This window comes from Bacillus sp. AMCV2 (genome assembly GCF_056033925.1).
This window is the reverse complement of record NZ_JBVYIB010000002.1, coordinates 1,271,212-1,291,472: the sequence shown is the minus strand read 5'-3', so window position 1 is coordinate 1,291,472 and position 20,261 is coordinate 1,271,212. Positions and strand designations below refer to the sequence as shown.

Below are 20,261 nucleotides of genomic sequence, written 5' to 3'. Positions count from 1 at the left end.
CGGCTTTTTGTACTTGTTATTCCTTTTCTTCATAATACTTGGCCAGCTCAACAATCATCGCACCCATCCGCTCAATCTCTGGCGCAAGCAGTCTCGTAATGCCCTCTTCCCGCAGTGCTTCAGCAGTCACTTTTCCGACAGCAGCTGCGATGGCACGTTCTTCGAATACCTTCTTCACTTCATTGATATAACCTCGCCCCTTAGCAAAATCAAACAGGGAACGAACCTGAATGGCCGTTGTAAAACAAACGGCATCGATCTCACCGTTCATCAGCTCTCGGCATAACCGCTCCACCGTTTCCTCCTCCGGCGGGATGTGCTGATAAGGCAGAATCGGCAGGACAGACGCGCCTTTTTCTTCAAGAAATGCCATGAGAGCCGGCGCTTTTTCGCCATGAAGCTGTACCATGACTGTTTTTCCTGAAAAGTCGTGAGGCTCCAAAGAACGGATTAAGCCTCTTGTTGTCCCGTCTTCATCCGAAGCTTCCGGTGTGATCCCAAGCTTTTTCAGCGCAGACAGCGTTTTGTATCCCCTGCATGCCGCTTTCGCTTGGCGAATGGCCTGCAGAAACTCATCTTTCAGTCCAATTTTCTCTGCCATATCGACAAGAGTCTCCAACCCGATGCCTGTCGTGAAAATAACCCAGTCAGCTTTTTTTCCCTCCACAAACGTCCGCAAATCCGGCTCCACCTGCTTCTCTGCTAAGTAAACTGTACCTTGGAGAGGCCGGATGACAGGTATTCCGCCCTGTTTTTCAATGATTGTACTGATTTCTTCCGTTTTTCGTGAGCCACCGATTGCCACGCGTTTTCCAAGTAACCCTTTTCCCATACCCGTTTCCTCTCCTCTTTGCATAGGCTTTTTATGTATATAAGCTTAATAAAGCTATTTTGGCGCAAACCAAGGGAGAAATCAAGATAAACCAAAACCCCTAAAATCCATTGAATACGCCGGAAGCTTGCTGTAAGATAAACAGCAGACACGTCTTGTAACGGAGGGACGACATGGAAACAAAAAAAGAAGAATATGAAACAAAAGGCTACGATACATCGATTGTTTACGAATTCAATGAATATCCGGACGCCCGCAGCGGGCGCTGCGACAACTGTGATTACACACTGTTCAAAAGCTCTGTAAAAGGCGGAAAATTTCTTAGAGAATGCCGGAGATGCGGGATGAAAAAAAATATTTAAACAGAAAACCGAAATCAATTTGATTTCGGTTTTTATGTTTTTACTGCGGGACAGCGGATTTTTTCATAAACGCTTCAATCTCAGCTGCCGCACGCTCCGCTCCGCCAGCTTCTTTTACATCCTTTTGCATATTCTTGACGCGGCTGAGCAGCTCTTGATCACTGGATACAGCCTGAACCGCTTCCTGCAGGCTGGAAACAGTCACTTCCTCTTTCGGCAAATAAACGCCAAGGCCTAATTCATCAACCCGATTTGCAGTGAGCTCTTGCTCATACATTTGCGGAATGACGACAAGCGGCACACCTGCGTTCATCGCTTCCATCGTACTGTTCATCCCGCCATGAGAGATGAACAAATCAGCTTTCTCTAACACCTCAAGCTGCGGCACACTTTGGCGAATGGTAAAGTTAGCAGGAATATCCTCCAAGCTTTCTGGATCAATCGTTTTCCCAACCGACATGATTACTTGCCATGAAGAATCCCGAAATGCCTTGATGCACATCTTGTAAAATTCCGGCCATGCGTTAAACGCCGTACCCAAAGAAATCAGCATAAGCGGGCGATCATCCTTGTCAATCAACAGGCTTTCTTTCTCCTTCCGGTCTCCGAGGGAGGGGCCGACAAAACAGAAACGGTCATCGAACGTCTCATGCTGAATCTGAAAAGACTTCGGCATAAAGACAATATTTAATGCTTCCGGCACAGCTAACTGTTCAAATGAAACAGCCGGCAACTTCTCTTGCTCCAAGTAGGCTTTAAATTCAGCCTCTGCTTCTCTTATTTTTTTCAGCATGTCTTCATTTCCTAACTGAAAGGATTCATTTTGGGCATATGACGAACAGAGCTTAATGACCGGAACATTAAGCTTTTCAGCAAACAATTTTCCAGCCAGCGCAACAAAATCATAGATGATCAGATCAGGCTGATCATCCTTATATAACTCCTCAACCTGCGGCAGAATGCTGAGTGATTCTTTTAAAAGGCTGAGGGGCGCGTCATCCTTTTCCATCATCTCCCTGATTTGCTTAGGATCAATATTCAAGGATGTATGATAGATCAATGCCTCGCCACCGGCTTGCTGAACAGCGGGCGCAAACTCCTCAGTCGTCGCGTACGTGACACGATGCCCTTTCTCACAAAGCTTCTCTACTAAAGCAAGCGTAGGATTGACATGTCCGTACGCCGGGATATTGATCATCGAAATATGGTACTTTTTCATGAATCTCCAGTCTCCTTATCTATTACATTTTCACACGGAAGCTCTTTAATCCGTATATCACACTGTTTTCAATCGGAGTGATACTGACGCACTCCATATGAGGAAAAGCAGAAATCAAAGACGTTAACGCGATATTTGCTTCTAGACGGGCAAGCGGAGCCCCAAGGCAAAAATGGATGCCATGGCCAAACGCAATATGCGGGTTGGGATGGCGGCGGATATCAAACATGTGCGGCCCGTCAAACTTTGCTTCATCACGATTTGCCGATGCCACAAACGCCAAAACCATATCACCTTCTTTAATCAGGTGCCCCCCGATCTCCGTATCCCGCTTGGCAATCCGCCTCAAAACCGGGGCCGGTGCTCTGAAACGCAGGGCTTCCTCCACTGCCTGAGGCATCAGTTCAGGATGGCTGCGCAGTTCCTCGTAAACGCCTGGCGTTTCTAATATGCTGTACATCGCATTTGAAATCAGGTTTGTAGTGGTTTCATTTCCGGCCACCAGCAGCAGCGTGCAAAACGGAATCAGCTCTTCACCGGACAGCTTCTTGCCGGTTTCTTCCGCTTCCACTAAAATAGAAATAATATCCTGTGCCGGTTTGTTTCGCTTTTCTTCTATGATGCCGGCAAAAAACGCAGCCAGTTCTTCCTCACACTTATCTCGTTCTTCCAAAAAGGCTTTTTCAGCTTCTTCACTTTTATCCTTCGGTGTACTGACCAGAAGATCAGACCATGCTTTAAACTGATCCATATGCTTTGAAGGCACTCCCAGCAGCTCAGATATCACAATAACCGGAAGCGGGTATGAAAAATCGTGCACAAGGTCAAACTCACTACGCTCCTGAAATTTTTGAATCAGTTCATCTGTGATTTCTTGAATTCTCGGTTCCCATTGCTTCATCACACGCGGAGTGAAGGCTTTATTCACGACTGAACGGATTTTTGTATGCTTCGGCGGGTCCATGTTAATGATGGAATTTCCAATAGAGCTTGTCTGCTGCGGCATGTAACTGGAAAACAGCTCTTTATCCCCAACAACTTTTTTGACATCATCATAAAGAAAAATGCTCCACACTTGGTTTTCTTCATCAAAGGAAACAGGCGCATCCGCTCTCATCGATTCGTACCATGGAAATGGATGATACGCATCCTGTTTGTTTTTCCCATTGAGCAGCGCTCGCTGCAAGGCTTGCCGGCGGTTTAACACATTCATGTATGGTCACTCCCCTTGAAAGAATTCAGCAATTAATGTTCTACTTCACCTCCCGCTTTCGAAAAAGAGAGGGACTACCACAAATAATCAAATTGATAACAGCAGGCAGGCGATCACGATGTTCGATGCAGGCATCATATATTCCCCCTCGAATTTCGTTCATCTTACCATAATCTTTCAATTTTTTTCTATTCTGCACTGCTGTTTTGGCTCACAACGTGACCTTAGGCATAAGCACGCAAATCCAATATGGATTCAATTGCACCGCTCCGCTAAAAAAACGTCTCTGTTTTCAACCAAATGCACTAACTCCAAAAATGACTTTCCCATTATGTAAAATAAGCTGATTCTATGATTAAATAGAAGGTAAAAGGTGAAGGAGAGAACAACGTGGCAGCACAGACTGATTACAAAAAACAAGTTGTCGGCATCCTACTTTCACTTGCATTCGTACTGTTTGTGTTCTCTTTTTCTGAGAGACATGAAAAACCGCTTGTTGAGGGAAAAAAACAGGAAAACTGGCATACTGTCGTCGACAAAGCCTCTGTCAAAATTTATGGCAGCCGATTAGTTGAAGAAAACAAATTAAAGCAAAAACTCGGCCATAAACAAGCCGATTCTATTTTGACCCTTCTGAAACTCGCCAACGAAAAACACATTACATTATAAAAAAGAAAGAGCCCATAGGCTCTTTCTTTTTTAGTCAAATATCGTTTTCTTGTCCGGATGGCGCAAAAAGTCAAACAGCATGCTAAGCTGTGAGGGTGTGTTTCGTTTAGGAGAAAGCGGCGGGAGGCTGTCTTCCGGAAAAAAAGCGGTATGATTCGTCTCGATCCCTGTTTCCCCCTGCCCGCCCGTCATGCTGCATGCGATGAAGATTTTATAATAGTGATAAGGCTGAGGGGGATGGGAGTGTTTATGGCTGTCTAGCACGGCCAGCAATCGAGACGGCTCTGTATCATACCCCGACTCTTCTTTGATTTCCTTGACGACGTTTTCAGCTGGCGATAAACCAATCTCGCAAAATCCACCCGGCAGCGACCACAGCTCATCATGCTTCTCCCGGACAAGCAAAATCTGATTCTCTCGGAATACTGCGCCGCGCACATCCGCTTTCGGTGTTGGATAGCCGCTCTCCCCACTCCATAAATCAGTGATAACTTCAATGTTCGTCTGTGAGTAATCCACCATCATTTCTGCACTGAGCTTCATTAGCTCTTCGTACCTCTCCCTGTCGTACACATCCTTGGAAAAAGCAAGCCCCGCCTGTGCGATCGCCCGAATCCGCTGTGCCCGTTCCAGCCATTTGGTTTGCACTTTTATCACTCTCCCCTTCACATTATTTGTCACTATAAAAAAAGCACGCTTCTTCCCTGATGAAAACGTGCTTTTTTTAATGCTATTTTTCTAATTTTATCAAATAATCTATATTGTATTTTGCGCTTTCTTCAATTCTATCACTTCCAGTATCTATTAAAAAAGGGTTATACACTAATGTGTAATTTTTCTGTTCCCCTTTGGGTATTACATAACTAACTACTCCTGTCACCTTTTTTCCTGACGCCAGATTCCCCCCCCAAAAACATTTTTCCTTTATCCTCCAATGAAATGACTGAGCGAACTGATTTATTCTTCTTGTCTTTCAGATCTAATCCTAATCGGTTGTATTCCATTGAACCTTTTCCAACGTATTCTAGGGTCACTTCTATAATTAACCGCTCTTCATTATCTTTTACTGTTTTTGTTTTATCATAGTCTTTTCCACCCAAATCTCCATATTGGCCATTCTGTTCACGATCCACTTTATTCACCGTGAAATTAATATCATTTACTTTAATTGTTTCTCCTATTTTATGTATTTGATCATCTTTTTTTGTCTTCGGCTCACCGCCTTTTTTCAATTCCTTATCAAGTTCCTTTTCAAGCTCTTCTTGCGATTTTTTCTCTTTCGGTTTTTCCTTCTCTGACGCATCGCTCGATTGGCTGCAAGCTGAAAGCGCTAACCCGATCGTCAAGACAAATAATAGTAATAAGACTTTTTTCATGATTGTTCCCCCATCTAAAGTAATCGATTTCTATTATAATCAGATTTTTCCTTTTCTTAACAGGTAAGAAAGTAACGATTATTTCTATCTCATTCATCACAATCTTACTTCTTCCTAGTATTTGAATATTTTTTACTAGTCCAATAGACCTTTTTATCAAAAAACCCGAGCTGGCTGAAGCCGCTCGGGCGGGAGATCAATCTCGTTTATTCATTCCTCTTTTCTCTCGAGGTTCCTGATGATGTTTTTGGTGTTCCGGAGGCTGCGTCGTGCGTTCCAGCTCCTTTGTATCTTGTCCCATTCCTTTTAAAAAGGAAAAGAGCAGTGTAATTGATTTGTTGATTTCCGGGTCTTTTAGCGAGCGGATAATATCAAAATAACCTGTCTTTTCTTCGCTGTTTTTCTGCTCTACAGCACTTGCCACTCCCGCATTTACTTTCAAAATGAGGGGCTCCAGCTGCTTCACGTCCAGCATGCCGAGTGTCCCAAACAGAAGAAGCAGATTTTTCAGCGTATTGGCTGTTTCCTCTGTATCTGCCTTTTTCACCAGAATATCAAGAACTTTATCCCCTTGACCAAAAAGGCCGCGGAGCAACGGCAGGACACCGCGCTCGTTCATATGGCCCAGCATATGCAAGGTTTCGAGAATCGCTTCTTTGTGATCAACTAGAGCATCTTCAATTTCCCGCAAATCACGCTTCCGCTGATCCTCTTCGGTTACCTCGATTTTTTGGATTCGTTTAATCGCTTTAGCCATTATGGCCCATCCCCCTTTTCACAGCGTCACCAGGGAAAATATAATCCTTCCGCGCCCATTTCTTTTGAACCTGCACACCGATTTGCGGCTGCGGATTGCCGTTGCGGTGGTTGATCTTAGGCAGCGGGCTGATTCCGTCGTGCTTCAAAATTTCCATCTTGGCCGATGTTTCTTTGTAAGCAGGCGTATCGGTATCCTTATCGGCATGGCTGCCTGTTAACAGGTTGATCGCCGCTTCCCCTGAATCGTTCATTGGCAGATATACTTCCTTCCCTTTGACTCGATCAGTAATCAGGCACTTCACTTTGACATTTCCGAAAGGCGATGTGAGTCTGACGAGGGTTCCGTCCTGAATCCCTCGTTCTGCCGCAAGCTCAGGAGAAATTTCTAAGAACACTTCCGGTGTTTTCTCCGAAATCCCTTTTGATTTGTAAGTCAGATTCCCTTCGTGGAAATGCTCCAAGAGCCGCCCATTGTTGACATGGATATCATATTCCTCACCGAATTCCTCAGGCTCTGTCCACTGGACAGGGTAGAGAATGGCCTTGCCGTCCGGGAAAGGGAAGCGCTCTATAAAGAGTAAAGGCGAATCCTTTCCATCAGCGTTTACAGGCCATTGCAGGGAATTATAGCCTTCAAGACGTTCATAGGTGACACCGGCATAAATCGGCGACAGCTTGGCTGCTTCCTCCATAATGTCTGCAGGATGCTCATAGTGCCAGCCGGCGCCAAGCTTATTGGCAACCTCCATAATAATCTGCCAATCCGGCTTTGATTCGCCCAGCGGTTCAAATACCTGATACAAACGCTGAATCCGGCGTTCTGTGTTTGTAAAGGTTCCTTCTTTTTCAAGGCTTGGGCTCGCAGGAAGAACCACATCAGCAAACTCCGCTGTACGTGAAAGGAAAATGTCCTGCACCACAAAGAAATCAAGCTTTTCATATGCGGCGTGTACATGATTGATGTTGGAATCCACCAGGCCCATTTCTTCACCTTTTACATACATCGCTTTCAGCTGTCCGGAATGGATTTTTTCAATCATTTCGTGGTTGGTCATACCCGGCTCCTTCGGCAGCGGCACGCCCCACGCCCGCTCGTATTTTTGGCGGACTTGTTCGTCCGTCACTTTTTCATAGCCCGGCATTCTGTCAGGCATGCTTCCGAAGTCACTTGCTCCCTGCACATTGTTATGGCCGCGCAATGGGTAAGAACCTGCTCCCGGTTTTCCGTAGTTTCCTGTCACAAGCAGCAGATTAGATATCGCCGTGCTCGTGTCGCTTCCTCCAATGTGCTGTGTCACGCCCATCGCCCACAATGCGCACACACTGTCAGCTTGCCCGATCATCTCTGCCATTTGGATAAGGGTTTCTCGATCAATCCCGGTTTTCTCCTCGGCATATTCAAGTGTGTACGGCGCGAGGCTTTTTACATATTCATCCCGTCCGTTCACTCTTTCTCTCAAAAATCGTTCATCGGCCTTGCCGTTTTCTATTAAATATTTGGCGATCGCATTCAGCCAGACGATATCCGATCCGGCACGCGGCTGGACAAATAAATCGGAGCGTTCTGCCATTTCGTGTTTTCTGATATCCGAGACGATCACTTTCTGCCCTCTTAGCTTATGAGCCCGTTTAATGCGAGTGGATAAGACTGGATGCGACTCAGACGTGTTCGAACCGATAATCAAAACAAGGTCCGCTTGCGCGATATCTGTAATTGATCCTGAATCACCGCCATAGCCGACTGTCCGGAACAGGCCGGCAGTCGCAGGAGATTGGCAATAGCGAGAGCAGTTGTCCACATTATTTGTGCCAATGACCCCTCTGGCCAGCTTTTGCATAAGATAGGATTCTTCATTTGTACATTTAGAAGATGTAATAAAAGCGAGAGAATCCGGGCCAAACGCCTCTTTTAATTCCGTGAACTTGCTGGCGATCAGCGATAACGCCTCCTCCCACTCTGCTTCACGGAAATGGTCACCTTCACGGATCAGCGGCTTTGTCAGGCGTTCTTCGCTGTTAACGAAATCCCAGCCGAACTTGCCTTTCACACAAGTAGAAATGCCGTTGGCTGGCGCTTCCTCCTGCGGCTCTACTTTCAGAATGTCTCTGCCCTTTGTCCAGACATCAAAGCTGCAGCCGACGCCGCAATACGTGCAGACGGTTTTCGTTTTTTTGATTCGTTCATCACGCATGGCGGATTCCATATCAGAAATGGCGAGAATCGAGCCGTAGCCTGTCTCTACGCCTTTCGTGATCTCGATCATCGGTCGCAGCGTTTCGTTATTGATGCCTGTTAAATATCCGGCTTCCCCTTCCATTCCTTTTTCCATCATCGCGTTGCACGGACAGACCGTTGAACAATGGCCGCATGACACACATGACGACTCATTGATCGGCACGTCGTTATCCCAAATGACACGCGGGCGTTCCCGCTCCCAGTCAATGGTCAGCGTTTCAGTTACCTGAACGTCCTGGCATGCTTCAACACAGCGCCCGCACAAAATACATTGATCTGGATCATACCGATAAAACGGATGGGATTCATCCTTATGGTATGGCTTGTGATCAAACGGAATGCTTTGGTGATTGATTTTCATTTCCTTCACCGTATTATGTATTTCGCATCCCCCATTGTTGTAATCGCAAACTGTACAATAAAGCTCATGATTATATAAAATCTTGTCCATCCCGATGACTTGCGCTTTTTTCACGTCAGGCGAGAGCGTATCAATGATATCCCCATCCTTTAATTCAGCGGAGCACGACCTCTTCAGCTCACCATTGATGCTGACGATGCACGTATCACATGTTTCAATCGGCCCTAAGCTTGGATGATAGCAAACTTGCGGCACTTCTATCGAGCTGTTATTCAAAAGCTGCAGCACCGTCTGTTCCTCGGACGCTTCCATTTCAACGCCGTTTATTGTGATTGTTTTCTTGCCAGCCATCTCCATTCCCCTTTCTTGCTTTATATACCGAATTACCTATTTCAGTTCCCTTACAACAACTTAATAAAACATACAAAGCGCACTCACATGTTTTATTGCACAAACACAGGGAAACGGAATGGTAGATCAATAAGGAGGGATCAACATGAAAAAGACAATGTCTGCTATTACCGCGGCGGCAGCAATAACAAGTTGTTTTACAGGCTTTGGGGCTGCGTCCTTTTCAGCACCGGCAAAGGCCGCAGCTCAAACAAACACGCTCTCCGAAAACACGAATCAATCAGCCGCCGAGCTTGTCAAAAACCTCTATAACACCGCCTATAAAGGGGAAATGCCTCAGCAGGCGCAAGGCCTCACCATTAACAAAAGCACAAAAGGCGATGTCCATGCTGCGTTTGGGGAACCGGAAAGACCAGTCGGGGGAGACAATCGATTTGATTTATATCACTGGAATATGGGACAGCCGGGCTACGGATTTTCCTATCATAAAGACATGACAATTTCAGAAATCCGCTACTTTGGAACCGGTGTGGAACGGCAGCTGAATTTAGGCGGAGTTACGCCGGAAGTGCTGCAGAAGCAATTAGGACCAGCAAATCGGGTGTTAACCGTCCCGTTTACCGATGAAATCGATTATGTATATGATACAGGCCGCTATGAACTCCATTTTGTAATAGGCACGGATCAGACAGCCGACCATGTAAACCTAAAAGCAAAATAAACACCCTACGCGGCTATTCAGCCGCTTTTTTTAGTGGACAAATAAAAGCTATATTCCTTACAATACAGGGAGATGAAACAGAGACGGGGTATCAATTCGCAATGAAGCGAAATCGTTGGATATATGCAGTTTTCACCATACTGATCATTGGGCTGGGGCTTGGTTCCAGAGCATTCTCCAGTGTTCTTCCTGATACCCTCAATACTTATCTGGGAGACTCGTTGTGGGCCGCCATGATCTTTACGGGATGCGGATTTCTATTTCGGAAGCTGAAGACAATGATAACGGGCATTATCAGTCTTTCTTTCTGTTTTGTCATTGAATTCAGCCAGCTCTATCATGCCGAATGGATCGACCAGATTAGGGATACTTCTCTTGGCGGACTTGTACTGGGGTACGGTTTTTTATGGAGCGATATCGAAGCATATACAATCGGAATTGCCGCCTGTGCCGCCATAGAACTGCTGGTTTTGGGAATTAAAAAGCGCCGCTGTATGTGACGCTTTTTTCATGTAGAAAACAGCCCGCATTGAGAAAGAATGGTCTTCGCATCCAAACGTGTGGCCTCGCTTATCGTGATATGATGTTGATTCATAAATGACTGAACGGCATGATATCCAACCGCATAACCTGCAAAAGCCGATAAACCTGCAGGCTTAAAGCCTTGGTCGTTAGCAATTGGATCACCAAACATATAACGGCTGACTTCCGAAAATCCTTTCACATCCAGCACCTCATTAATCACATCAATGGAATATTGCAAATCCTCATGATCAAAACGAGTTACCCAAGGGTCCAATCGTTCCGCACCAAACAGCTCTCTGGCGAATGAATCCGCCAATCCTTCAATCACAAGATAATCCCCGACACTTACAGAGCCATGATGAAAATCTATATACGAAAACCGCACATTATGATGAAACTCATGAGCAATAATTGAAGGAATCCTTGGCAGGTTATAACGGTTCGGATCAATCCATACATGAACAAAGTCCGGTATCCCGCCAAACTCGCAGTAGCCTTTTTGCAGCTGAAGTTTATTTGGATCAGCGATATAAAGGCCGAATTTGATCTCCTCTGCATTCACCCGCAGCTGTTCGCGCTCAGCAAAAAATATGCATTGCAAAAGTGCAGATTCAGCTGTCTCTGAAACATATGATTCTTTCAGTATTTGCAGTGCTTTCTGGCCGCTTTCAGCATCACGGACATCCAAATAGCAGCCATGATCACATCATAGCCGTTTGGCTCCTTCGCTTTCAGCGGAACTTGGATGGGTCCACATCTTTTCAAACGGCCTCATCATCGTACACCGAAATTCATCTTCTCTTTTCTGTTCTTCCATTGAAAACAGCTTTTCGTATTGCTCAAAGGTCTTTTCCATTACAAGATTCATCCTGATTCCCTCCTTGTCAAAAACATACGATATGCCGCAGCGTAAGGGTCAACAGCGAAAATTAAGCCATTTTTCACTGTAAAATGATACAAAGCCGCCGATAGGTAAGGCATAGGAGGTGGAACGATGGATATTCCTGCTTTATCAGTTGCGATGCATCAAGCATCCCTTGCCCAGAATGTTAATATCGCTTTAACGAAAAAAATGCTGGACACCGCCCAGCAAAATGCCGATCAAACCTTAAAGATGATTCAGCATCCGACTCTCGGACAAACTATTGATGTAAAAGCTTAACCTCACACCAAAGGCGGCCAATAACTCCATCCTCCCGGCCGCCTTTATTGTTCACAAAAAAGCATGCATGTTTTGATTGTTCCTCCGTATGATTTATTGTTTGCCATATTAAGGAGGTCATAAAGGATATGAAAAGACTGTTTACGAAGGCTTTATTGATGTTATTCGCAGTAGTATTTGTTTTTGCCGTCAAAGGAGTACCCGCCAATGCGGAAACCCATGCCTACGATGGAAAAAGCCCTTATTACAATGATTGTGCGTCCAGCGGCTCTACAAAAAAATCCTCAAACTTAGTGAATGCCAGCAATCAAGTCATCGGAGTAGTCGAGCTTAAATTCAGCAGTACATGTAAAACGGCTTGGGCAAAAATCACGATGAATAATACATTGACGTCTGGCTTTGAAGCAAATGCGGAGATTACCCGGAACACGGACGGAAAGAGATATAATTGTGATTCTGCAGGCGGCAATGGAAAAGCGGTGGCCGGCCAAAAGTCTTGCTATACACCGATGGTATATGATTTAGATCCAAGGACTTCTTACGCTTTCGGCAAGTATTCAGGACCAAACTTAAATGTTTGGGCCACCACAGGCTCTTATTAAATAGAAAAAAGGCTGTCCGTACGGACAGCCTTTTTTAATTTATTTCGATTCTCTTTGTTTTTTAACCTCTTCAAGCTGAGAAACTGTCACCAATTGATAGCCTTGATCGGTGAGCTTTTTCATAATTTCATCGGCCGCATCAGCAGAGGTGCGGTAAATATCGTGAATCAAAATGGTTCTTCCATCTCCCGCCTGATTCATGACACGGTCAACAATTGTTTTTTTGTTACGGTCTTTCCAATCTTCCGGGTCAACATCCCATAACGCAACATCCATTTTCATTTGACTCCGCAGTTCATCATTAATGCCGCCGTATGGGGGTCTTACAAGCGTCGGACGGTATCCGCTTATTTTTTCAATGATGTCTTGCGTATCATTGATCTGCTTTAACGCTTCTTTCACTGAAAGCCTTGTGAGAAGCGGATGGCTCCATGAATGGTTCCCCACCTCATTTCCTTCTTTCAGCATTCTTATTAGCGTTTCCGGATAATATTGAACCCTGCTCCCCAAAACAAAAAACGTGGCATGACCCTTATATTTCTTCAAGGAGTCTAGAATCTGATTTGTTGTCGCAGGATTCGGGCCGTCGTCGAAAGTAAGCGCAATGACTTTTTGATTTGGATCAACCGTTTCCTCTTTGGGTAAAGAAATCACTTCATGCTTCGGCTTTTGTTCTTTGATTTTATTTTTATTTTTTGCTTTATCAATATATTGTTCTTTCAGAATGTCTTTTAAAAGACTTTTTTTAATGGCAATCGATTGCTCTCCAAGATAGCCTGCTGCAACCTGATATGTGTCAAAGTAAAGTTCGATATAATCCTCCTTGATGGCAAAGCGGCTGAAATTTTCTTTTTTCGGAGCCGTCCCTTCCTTTAACAGTGCATCGTCCGCTGCAATGTCCTTATTCTTTTTCAGCTCATGATAAGCGATTAACGAAAGCTTATGTAAGTAGTCAGCGTCCTCTTTGAAAATATCATCAATGGAAAGAAACGCTTGTTTACTAAAATCATAGTTAAACGTTTTTTTCACGGTTTGCCCGTGTGCCCCGCCGATGTATTTATATTCATTAAATACAATCGCCACTGTCTGTTTGGCATAATGGACAATTTTATAATCAACATTTAATTCGTTGCGTTTTGTCGTATGCTCTTGGTCAACGTCTTTTGTTTCCTTTTGAAATTGACGAACCTCTTTTTCTGCGAATCTTTTTAATGCCGAATCCATTTTTTCATTTTTGAAAACGGGATAGTTAACCGCGTAATTAAAAGTTTTCCCGTCATTCACAAGCGTTGCGATCTCAACATTCCCATATTGAGAATCAGTTCTTACTTTATTCATGACCGTTTCTTTTTTCAATGAATGATTATGGAAAAAGCCGATAAGGCCCACCACACATACAACTGCTATTAATACATGAAACCATTTGATTCTTTTTGCTAACAACAAAAACTCCTTCTTTCGTAGCCATTTCGATTTACTCTTCATCAGTTGGAACTGTATCTATTTAGAAATGTTCTTGTAACATTGTAGTAACATTTATTTCACATTTGTAATACTATGAGATTTAGAAGTTCATGTCAATCCTTTTTAAGGAATTTCATCATAAAAAAAACCGAGTTTCATGAATGTACATACACCCAACTTAAGCATCAGGAATATGGTAAAAGGAATAAAAAAAGCTAGGGAGGTTTTCCTCTTGGATTACCCTTTGAATGAACAGCCATTTGAACAAATTACCCCTTATGATGAAAGACAGCCTTATTATTATCCGCGTCCGAGACGGCCATTTTATCCGCCTTATTATTATCCGTTCTACCCGTTTTATCCGCGCCCGCCTTATTACTACCCGCGCCCGCGACCGCCTTACTACCCTTGGTACGGTTACGGCGGCGGTTATGGCGGAGGATATGGCGGAGGTTACGGTTACTAGTCGCCGCATATCAAAATGGGGGCAGTCCAGCTCCCCATTTTTTTATTTTAAAAATGACAATATCATGACAAATATAGGAAATAATTGTGATTCCGTCCCCCTCTTGTTACGATAACAAAAGCATGCAGTTTTAGGGGGAGGCGTCTATTTTTGGAGAATACAAGAGATTCTGCAGCCATATCTGAAACAAAATACATAAAAGCTTCGAACCGGGTAACCATTTACGATTTTATCAAACTTGCAAAACCCGGCATTATCATATCAAACTCGATAGCAGCCTTCGGCGGATTTTGGATCGCGTTTGCAAGCGCAGAAAAAACGTTAACCGGAATGGCTTTTTTGATGACAATGGTGACAGCAATGTTGGGAACCGCGTTTGTGATGGCTTCCGGCACTGTCTATAACAACTATTTTGATCGGCATATGGACGCAAAAATGGCACGCACTCGCAGCAGGGCCTCGGTCACAGGGAAAATGCCGCCAGCCATGATCTTAACATATGGCTCTGTTTTAGGAATCGCAGGTCTTGCCATGCTTTATTCCCTCAATCCATTAACGGCCTTTCTCGGACTGGCCGCCTTTATTTTTTATGCGATCATCTATACGGTATGGGTGAAACGAACGTCTGTGTGGAGCACATTTGTCGGGAGCTTTCCAGGTGCTGCGCCGCCATTGATGGGGTATTGTGCCGTAACCGGTGACCTCAGTATGACAGCAGTGCTGTTGTACACGATTATGTTTCTGTGGCAGCCGCCGCATTTTTGGGCGATTGGGATAAGACGCAAAGAGGAATATCGTGCCGCTGGCGTTCCGCTCTTGCCAGTAGTCAAAGGCAACCATGTAACAAAAATAAAAATGATGCAATATATTGCCGTCCTGGTGCCGGTCACGCTATTATTTCCTTTCTCTCTCGGCACCGGCCATATAAGCCCATTTTATTTCTTAGCCGCCTTGGTTCTCGGAGGCATATGGATCAAAAAAAGCATCAAAGGATTCAAAACAGACGATGACGTGAAGTGGGCAAAGGATATGTTTGTCTACTCGCTTATTTATTTTTGCTTGCTGTTCTTCATCATGATGATCGATTCATTTATGATGTTTCTGATCAGATGATGCAAAAAGAGCCACACATTAATGTGACTCTTTTTTATTTGAAAAAACAGCATCTAATAGAAATGTCACGGCAAAAAACACAGCCATGCAAATCAAAAATCGTATAATCTCACTCAAAATCCAGCTATCAGCTATGCGCATACCATCAGTTTCTCGAAGGGTTGCGCATATTGAAAAAATCATGAGTATGTTTTTTAGGGTTTCTTTATTCATAAAATACCATCGCTTTCTCGATAGGATGACTTAAAGGCAATGAGATAAGTCATAAAGATATAAAATGTGTCGCATCGTTGCATGTTTTGATTGAAAGAAATCATTGTTTTTTTGCCAGCCAATTGTAAAGCTCAGGCAAACAGATGAAAACCGTTTCTGTGAAAAAGCAGATCTAATCGAATGCTTCTATACTCTCTCCACAAATAAAAAATGCTAAGAAATACATTTGTTTCTCTAATCTATAAACCCGCGCTCTTTTTCCATCATCAGGTATTATAAGTCAAAAACAAACAAAAAAATAGACTTGCGTTTGAGTTGCATGAAAGTGAAATTGCAAGAATAACCCATACGGTGATAATATATTGTTTGATTTTCCCATATTCATAGATCTGGAGGTCATACAAAAGTGAAGGGAATATTTTTAGTTGTTCAGCTTGGATTTTCTATTATGGTATTTCTGTTTTTAGCTGCTGTTAATTGGTATCAAGGAAGCGAGCTTGTTTCAGATCGATTTGATTGGAACTATACTGCTAAACTCTCAAAACTGCTAAATGGAATTGATGCCGTCAGCAGCCCCAAACAAATTTCACAGCTTGATTTTTTCATCTACTCCGCTAAACATTACCCTGTTATGAGTGCGTTAATGATCATCTCCTTCTTATATGTTCTGGCCGCTCTTTTTTTACTTATATACTCAGTCAAATGCAATAAGCAAGAGATTCATTTGGACTGCTGACCCGGTGACATTCGTTTTATAGCCCCTTAACTCTTTCCAGATGCATACAGGCAGCTGGCATAAATGTATTTGTTTTAGTGAGGGAAATATACTTTCGGACCTTAACCTAGGTTTTCGGAACTTCTTGCTCAATTATACGTATACCTTAATAGGAGGGATCAAACGATGAAAGAATATGAATTCGTAAGAGTTGAGCTGAGCACGATGAGAAGAAGGCCTAAAGAAGACTACCAGCAAATCATCCATGATTATGCAAAAAGAGGCTGGAGATTCGTTCAGATTTTCGCTCCCAGTATAGATGGGTATGGGGCAGCTGCTTATTTTGAAATCATATTTGAAAGAGATACGGAAAAAGCTTAATCGACATGACTAAGCTTTTTCGTTTCCCCTATATCTGCATCTATACAATTTCTGCAAATGCGGCATCACATGATCTGGCTATATCTTGTGGCGCCAACTTTAGCTGCATACCGATTTTCCCTGCACTCACAATGATAAAATCAAGCGTTTCTGCAGATGAATCAATATAGGTCGGGAACAATTTTTTCATGCCAATTGGCGAGCAGCCGCCGCGAAGATAGCCAGTTACCGCTAATAGCTCCTTCATTGCAATCATTTCTATTTTCTTTTCCCCTGTCACCTTTGCTGCCTTTTTTACATCTAACTCTTCTGAAACGGGTACAACAAAGACATAATAATGATTTGTTCCTGCTGCTGCAACCAACGTTTTATATACATATTTCACAGGATAACCGATTTTTTCCGAAACAGAGATGCCATCTACAGGCTGGCCGTCTGTTTTATACCCTAATACCTCATAAGAGATGTTCTGCTGTTCTATCAGACGAACCGCATTTGTTTTTGCCATTTTTTTCGCCATTGTTTTCACCCACTATCAAAATGATGTATGTCTAACTTCTTGCAGTAATATGTAAATTCTATCATCCTAACCTGCATTTTCAAGGTTACTAGCATTGAATCAACGAAAGGACAAATTGATTTCCTTGGACGCCTATAGCCCATTATTAGTCTACATGGAACAAAACAGGAATGAACAAATAACTCCCACATACAATTTGTATGAATGGAAAATAAAGGAGTGGTTGCTTTGTATCATTACTTTTATGGCCCTGCGTTAATTCCTTACTTTTCACATACTCATAACCCTCAAAGAAGTCCAGACTTTTCAGAAAGACAGCGAAGAAGAGAAATCACATTGACTGTAGATGGCTTTGTCCCCCCATCTTCCACCGAAGATCTTGGAGACGGCTTTTATTCTTACGCATGGACGAACCAACAGGTCATCAATCCAGGTGAATACTTAGTTTGTCATCTAGAAGGAAGAGATATCAACGTGATAAATGGTGGGTTCACTCCGCGCGATACTGCTCCATTGTATGCAGTAGCAAGCTTTCCAAGACGAAGAAACCAATGGGTCATTATCATTCATAATCCTGTGCAAACCCAAAGAGCCATATCGCTTTATTTGATTGCGAAAAGGTAGCACAACATGTTATCAGAAACCCTGCATTCAGGAACAGAAAAACGGGTAGGGACACATTAACATCAGCATTTTCCTACCCGTTTTTGGGCTGGGCAAACTCTCACCTGTCACTCTTTCAATCCCCCTCAATTTTTTCATCTTTCTCTACTGCCAAGGTATCAGAGAAAATTGTTATATGTTATCATTATTCCCAGTAAAAAGAAAAGAGGATTAGATATATGGTTCTCCTTGAAACGAATCGATTACGTTTAAAAACGATTGATATTCCCCTTCTTGACGCCGCGTCTAAACAAGATCATCAGGCTATCAAAGACTTAGGTTATGAAACAAATGGTGAATGGCCAAATTCTGATTTTTTTGAAGCGATACCTTATTTCCGCGAGATTTTAGTCAAAAACAATGGAACAAAAGGATTTGATTCATGGATTATTGTAAAGAAGGACAGTCATGAAATTGTTGGGGGAACTGGATTTTTAGGTGAACCAGACGAAAATGGCATGATTGAAATCGGTTTTGCAACAAATAAAAGTCATCGCCGCAAAGGTTATTGTGTGGAAGCCGCCCAAAAACTAATAAACTGGGCATTAAGCCAAGAAACAGTAAACCGGATCACCGCAAGATGCGAACATGATAATCTAGGCTCACAAAAAACCTTGGAGAAGTTAGGGTTTATATTGGATCATAAATCAGCGGATTATAAACATTGGATATATGTTACAAAGTAGAGTTCTTAATTACAAAAGCAGGCACTGCGCCTGCTTTTGTTTGGATTATTTACCTCTGTGCTTCTTTTTCGCTTTTTGCTTTTTGAGCATATACCTTTGCTCTTTTACATGTTCTCGTTGTTCTTTCATTATTTGTTTTTTCTTTTGCTTTCTTGCTTCAAGCTCTAGCTTTATCGCCTCTTGAGCTTTAGAAGCTACTCCGGCGTTTTTCAACTCTTTTGAAACCTGGCGCTGCAATCTTTTTGGATTGATCTTTTTTTGACGTCTGCCTTGTAAACTCACTCCTTCCTGCTCAGCTTGGGCCATCATATTCAAAAGTTGGTTATGAACAAACTCTAATACTTCAGAATCCCTCGGCTCTTTGCCAAAAAGATGACGAAAGGCTCTTAGCTTTCCATTGTTCACAACTTCAACAACGCCTACCCAAAACTGACCATCGTAGTAAATCGTTAATTTCATAACGATTCCCTCCTCATAAAAGATATTAAAGAATGATGGACATCCCGAGGAGGGGAAGGTTACTGACATTCTCAATCATGCATCCGGACTACCAACCGAATCGTGTTTTTTCATTCTTTACCATATACAGAAAAGAGTGTAACATTTCTTCTCCAACTATTGAACTCTTATTTTATTTAGATCATTGCTGGAGAATAGGAGTGTTCACTCGCAAATTTATTTCTCAAGCCCTGCTATGTTACAGATGGGAGACGATACATTCTGCATATCCTTCGAGTTTAAATTCTCCAAGACCGTGAGGCAGCAACATATGATCTCCTTTTTTGAAAGGATAGACATACTCACCAGAGATCATACGGCCCTCCCCTTCAATCACACTGATAAGAAGGAATGGTTTTTGCTGCTTTAAGCTTGCTGATCCTGATAAGTTCCATTTCCCCACCGAAAAGTAAGCGCATTCAACTAATGTCGTTGTAAGCAAATCCTCAATTTGTTCATGGTGAACCGTTTGCCGCTCTGGAATAGATGGGACCTCTATCACTTCGATGCTCTTTTTCAGATGAAGCTCGCGCAGCTTGCCTTCTGCATCTTTTCGGTCATAATCATATAATCTGTAGGTTGTGTCTGAGTTCTGCTGCGTCTCTAAAGCAAGAATACCTTTTCCAATCGCATGAACAGTACCGCTTGGCACATAGAAAAAATCCCCCGGCTTTACCTTTACACGGCGCAAGAGCTCATCCCATTCTCCACGCTCTATCATGGTAGTTAGTTCTTCCTTTGTTGTTGCATTGTGGCCATAAATAATCTCGGCATCTTTTTGGCAGTCAATAATGTACCAGCATTCTGTTTTTCCAAGCTCACCGTTTTCATGTATGTTGGCATATTCATCATTCGGATGCACCTGAACAGATAAGTCCTGGTCAGCATCTAATATTTTTGTAAGCAGAGGGAAACGGTCCCCTTCAAGCTGTCCGAATAAATGTCTGTGATGTTCCCATAATTCGCTGAGCGTGAACCCCTTATACATTCCGTTTTGAACAACGCTTTGACCATTTTGATGCGCGGCAAAAGCCCAGCACTCTCCTGTTCGTTGTGACGGAAGGGTATAGCCAAAATCAGCTAAAGCGGTCCCGCCCCAAATTCTTTCTTTGAAAACAGGCTTGAAAAATAACGGTTCAGTCGTCATGAAAATC

The 20,261-nt window shown here is 43.3% G+C and carries 22 protein-coding genes and 2 pseudogenes; 12 read left to right on the top strand and 12 right to left on the bottom strand.

Going from position 1 to position 20,261, the window contains the following annotated elements; translation table 11 throughout:
• Positions 1-16: 16 nt before the first annotated feature.
• Positions 17-832, bottom strand: coding sequence for a uroporphyrinogen-III synthase (locus tag AC0OMA_RS06830; protein WP_047182466.1), 816 nt, complete (start codon positions 830-832; stop codon positions 17-19).
• A gap of 173 nt (positions 833-1,005) precedes the next feature.
• On the opposite strand from AC0OMA_RS06830, the gene AC0OMA_RS06825 reads away from it, so the two are divergent.
• The gene (locus AC0OMA_RS06825; protein ID WP_003232781.1) at positions 1,006-1,194 is read left to right on the top strand and encodes a DUF8096 family protein; all 189 of its coding nucleotides are present in this window, start codon (positions 1,006-1,008) and stop codon (positions 1,192-1,194) included.
• Between the two features lie 40 nt (positions 1,195-1,234).
• Here AC0OMA_RS06825 and AC0OMA_RS06820 read toward each other — a convergent pair whose 3' ends face one another.
• Together AC0OMA_RS06820 and yjiB are read right to left on the bottom strand one after the other, a co-directional pair.
• Entirely contained in the window at positions 1,235-2,413 is a 1,179-nt protein-coding gene (locus AC0OMA_RS06820) for a glycosyltransferase (protein ID WP_327844295.1), read from the bottom strand.
• A gap of 22 nt (positions 2,414-2,435) precedes the next feature.
• On the bottom strand, positions 2,436-3,626 hold the full coding sequence (gene yjiB / locus AC0OMA_RS06815; protein ID WP_474221995.1) for a monooxygenase YjiB: 1,191 nt from the start codon (positions 3,624-3,626) through the stop codon (positions 2,436-2,438).
• A gap of 390 nt (positions 3,627-4,016) precedes the next feature.
• Here yjiB and AC0OMA_RS06810 point away from each other — a divergent pair, with 390 nt between their 5' ends.
• Entirely contained in the window at positions 4,017-4,295 is a 279-nt protein-coding gene (locus AC0OMA_RS06810) for a hypothetical protein (protein ID WP_003232791.1), read from the top strand.
• A 30-nt stretch (positions 4,296-4,325) separates the two neighbouring features.
• On the opposite strand, the gene AC0OMA_RS06805 is transcribed toward AC0OMA_RS06810, so the two are convergent.
• The 4 genes and pseudogenes from AC0OMA_RS06805 to fdhF all read right to left on the bottom strand — a co-directional run bounded on the left by AC0OMA_RS06805 (position 4,326) and on the right by fdhF (position 9,378).
• Positions 4,326-4,952 carry an NUDIX hydrolase gene (locus AC0OMA_RS06805; RefSeq protein ID WP_100506162.1) on the bottom strand — a complete coding sequence of 209 codons (627 nt, stop codon included), beginning with the start codon at positions 4,950-4,952 and terminating at the stop codon, positions 4,326-4,328.
• A 73-nt stretch (positions 4,953-5,025) separates the two neighbouring features.
• A pseudogene (locus tag AC0OMA_RS06800) lies at positions 5,026-5,671 on the bottom strand (DUF4352 domain-containing protein).
• Between the two features lie 196 nt (positions 5,672-5,867).
• Positions 5,868-6,428, bottom strand: coding sequence for a helical membrane plugin domain-containing protein (locus AC0OMA_RS06795; protein WP_029726254.1), 561 nt, complete (start codon positions 6,426-6,428; stop codon positions 5,868-5,870).
• Positions 6,421-9,378, bottom strand: a complete 2,958-nt coding sequence (gene fdhF / locus AC0OMA_RS06790) for a formate dehydrogenase subunit alpha (RefSeq protein ID WP_181218917.1) — start codon at positions 9,376-9,378, stop codon at positions 6,421-6,423. Before fdhF ends, AC0OMA_RS06795 begins: the two co-directional genes overlap by 8 nt.
• Positions 9,379-9,523: 145 nt before the next feature.
• Between fdhF and AC0OMA_RS06785 the strand changes: the two genes are divergently transcribed.
• Complete coding sequence (locus AC0OMA_RS06785; protein ID WP_181218914.1) at positions 9,524-10,099, top strand: YjgB family protein; 576 nt, start codon at positions 9,524-9,526, stop codon at positions 10,097-10,099.
• A 101-nt stretch (positions 10,100-10,200) separates the two neighbouring features.
• Complete coding sequence (locus tag AC0OMA_RS06780) at positions 10,201-10,599, top strand: ribosomal maturation YjgA family protein (protein WP_009967034.1); 399 nt, start codon at positions 10,201-10,203, stop codon at positions 10,597-10,599.
• Between the two features lie 8 nt (positions 10,600-10,607).
• Here AC0OMA_RS06780 and AC0OMA_RS06775 read toward each other — a convergent pair.
• Positions 10,608-11,492: pseudogene (locus AC0OMA_RS06775) on the bottom strand (DUF2268 domain-containing putative Zn-dependent protease).
• Positions 11,493-11,618: 126 nt separating this feature from the next.
• Between AC0OMA_RS06775 and AC0OMA_RS06770 the strand changes: the two are divergent.
• On the top strand, positions 11,619-11,786 hold the full coding sequence (locus AC0OMA_RS06770) for a YjfB family protein (protein ID WP_014476499.1): 168 nt from the start codon (positions 11,619-11,621) through the stop codon (positions 11,784-11,786).
• Positions 11,787-11,914: 128 nt separating this feature from the next.
• A complete protein-coding gene (locus AC0OMA_RS06765; RefSeq protein ID WP_015383395.1) occupies positions 11,915-12,388 on the top strand; it encodes a YjfA family protein in 474 nt (157 codons plus the stop codon).
• A 39-nt stretch (positions 12,389-12,427) separates the two neighbouring features.
• On the opposite strand, the gene pdaC is transcribed toward AC0OMA_RS06765, so the two are convergent.
• The gene (gene pdaC / locus AC0OMA_RS06760) at positions 12,428-13,831 is read right to left on the bottom strand and encodes a peptidoglycan-N-acetylmuramic acid deacetylase PdaC (RefSeq protein ID WP_181218912.1); all 1,404 of its coding nucleotides are present in this window, start codon (positions 13,829-13,831) and stop codon (positions 12,428-12,430) included.
• A 253-nt stretch (positions 13,832-14,084) separates the two neighbouring features.
• Here pdaC and cotT point away from each other — a divergent pair, with 253 nt between their 5' ends.
• From cotT to AC0OMA_RS06740, 4 genes are all read left to right on the top strand, one after another.
• Positions 14,085-14,318: a spore coat protein CotT gene (cotT, locus tag AC0OMA_RS06755; protein ID WP_014479515.1), complete on the top strand. Its 234-nt coding sequence runs from the start codon at positions 14,085-14,087 to the stop codon at positions 14,316-14,318.
• Between the two features lie 111 nt (positions 14,319-14,429).
• On the top strand, positions 14,430-15,431 hold the full coding sequence (cyoE, locus tag AC0OMA_RS06750) for a heme o synthase (protein WP_174616633.1): 1,002 nt from the start codon (positions 14,430-14,432) through the stop codon (positions 15,429-15,431).
• Between the two features lie 619 nt (positions 15,432-16,050).
• Positions 16,051-16,380 carry a YjdJ family protein gene (locus AC0OMA_RS06745; protein ID WP_003232822.1) on the top strand — a complete coding sequence of 110 codons (330 nt, stop codon included), beginning with the start codon at positions 16,051-16,053 and terminating at the stop codon, positions 16,378-16,380.
• A gap of 165 nt (positions 16,381-16,545) precedes the next feature.
• A complete protein-coding gene (locus AC0OMA_RS06740) occupies positions 16,546-16,740 on the top strand; it encodes a DUF4177 domain-containing protein (RefSeq protein ID WP_024572451.1) in 195 nt (64 codons plus the stop codon).
• 40 nt (positions 16,741-16,780) lie between these two features.
• Here AC0OMA_RS06740 and ybaK read toward each other — a convergent pair whose 3' ends face one another.
• Positions 16,781-17,260 (bottom strand): Cys-tRNA(Pro) deacylase, encoded by a 480-nt coding sequence (gene ybaK / locus AC0OMA_RS06735; protein WP_474221994.1) that lies wholly within the window; start codon positions 17,258-17,260, stop codon positions 16,781-16,783.
• Between the two features lie 228 nt (positions 17,261-17,488).
• Here ybaK and AC0OMA_RS06730 point away from each other — a divergent pair, with 228 nt between their 5' ends.
• On the top strand, positions 17,489-17,884 hold the full coding sequence (locus AC0OMA_RS06730; protein WP_009967031.1) for a hypothetical protein: 396 nt from the start codon (positions 17,489-17,491) through the stop codon (positions 17,882-17,884).
• A gap of 218 nt (positions 17,885-18,102) precedes the next feature.
• The gene (locus AC0OMA_RS06725) at positions 18,103-18,609 is read left to right on the top strand and encodes a GNAT family N-acetyltransferase (RefSeq protein WP_474221993.1); all 507 of its coding nucleotides are present in this window, start codon (positions 18,103-18,105) and stop codon (positions 18,607-18,609) included.
• Positions 18,610-18,654: 45 nt separating this feature from the next.
• Here the strand turns inward: AC0OMA_RS06725 and AC0OMA_RS06720 are convergent, their stop codons facing one another.
• Positions 18,655-19,137 carry a YjdF family protein gene (locus AC0OMA_RS06720; protein ID WP_080030658.1) on the bottom strand — a complete coding sequence of 161 codons (483 nt, stop codon included), beginning with the start codon at positions 19,135-19,137 and terminating at the stop codon, positions 18,655-18,657.
• A gap of 169 nt (positions 19,138-19,306) precedes the next feature.
• On the bottom strand, positions 19,307-20,254 hold the full coding sequence (gene manA, locus AC0OMA_RS06715; RefSeq protein ID WP_322839555.1) for a mannose-6-phosphate isomerase, class I: 948 nt from the start codon (positions 20,252-20,254) through the stop codon (positions 19,307-19,309).
• Between the last annotated feature and the right edge of the window lie 7 nt (positions 20,255-20,261).

Coding starts and splice junctions, on each gene's coding strand:
- AC0OMA_RS06785 (WP_181218914.1), top strand. CDS start 9,524: ATGAAAAAGACAATGTCTGCTATTACCGCGGCGGCAGCAATAACAAGT.
- AC0OMA_RS06780 (WP_009967034.1), top strand. CDS start 10,201: ATGAAGCGAAATCGTTGGATATATGCAGTTTTCACCATACTGATCATT.
- AC0OMA_RS06795 (WP_029726254.1), bottom strand. CDS start 6,428: ATGGCTAAAGCGATTAAACGAATCCAAAAAATCGAGGTAACCGAAGAG.
- AC0OMA_RS06765 (WP_015383395.1), top strand. CDS start 11,915: ATGAAAAGACTGTTTACGAAGGCTTTATTGATGTTATTCGCAGTAGTA.
- ybaK (WP_474221994.1), bottom strand. CDS start 17,260: ATGGCGAAAAAAATGGCAAAAACAAATGCGGTTCGTCTGATAGAACAG.
- fdhF (WP_181218917.1), bottom strand. CDS start 9,378: ATGGCTGGCAAGAAAACAATCACAATAAACGGCGTTGAAATGGAAGCG.
- AC0OMA_RS06825 (WP_003232781.1), top strand. CDS start 1,006: ATGGAAACAAAAAAAGAAGAATATGAAACAAAAGGCTACGATACATCG.
- AC0OMA_RS06720 (WP_080030658.1), bottom strand. CDS start 19,137: ATGTCAGTAACCTTCCCCTCCTCGGGATGTCCATCATTCTTTAATATC.
- manA (WP_322839555.1), bottom strand. CDS start 20,254: ATGACGACTGAACCGTTATTTTTCAAGCCTGTTTTCAAAGAAAGAATT.
- AC0OMA_RS06830 (WP_047182466.1), bottom strand. CDS start 832: ATGGGAAAAGGGTTACTTGGAAAACGCGTGGCAATCGGTGGCTCACGA.
- AC0OMA_RS06725 (WP_474221993.1), top strand. CDS start 18,103: ATGGTTCTCCTTGAAACGAATCGATTACGTTTAAAAACGATTGATATT.
- AC0OMA_RS06740 (WP_024572451.1), top strand. CDS start 16,546: ATGAAAGAATATGAATTCGTAAGAGTTGAGCTGAGCACGATGAGAAGA.
- yjiB (WP_474221995.1), bottom strand. CDS start 3,626: ATGAATGTGTTAAACCGCCGGCAAGCCTTGCAGCGAGCGCTGCTCAAT.
- AC0OMA_RS06770 (WP_014476499.1), top strand. CDS start 11,619: ATGGATATTCCTGCTTTATCAGTTGCGATGCATCAAGCATCCCTTGCC.
- AC0OMA_RS06820 (WP_327844295.1), bottom strand. CDS start 2,413: ATGAAAAAGTACCATATTTCGATGATCAATATCCCGGCGTACGGACAT.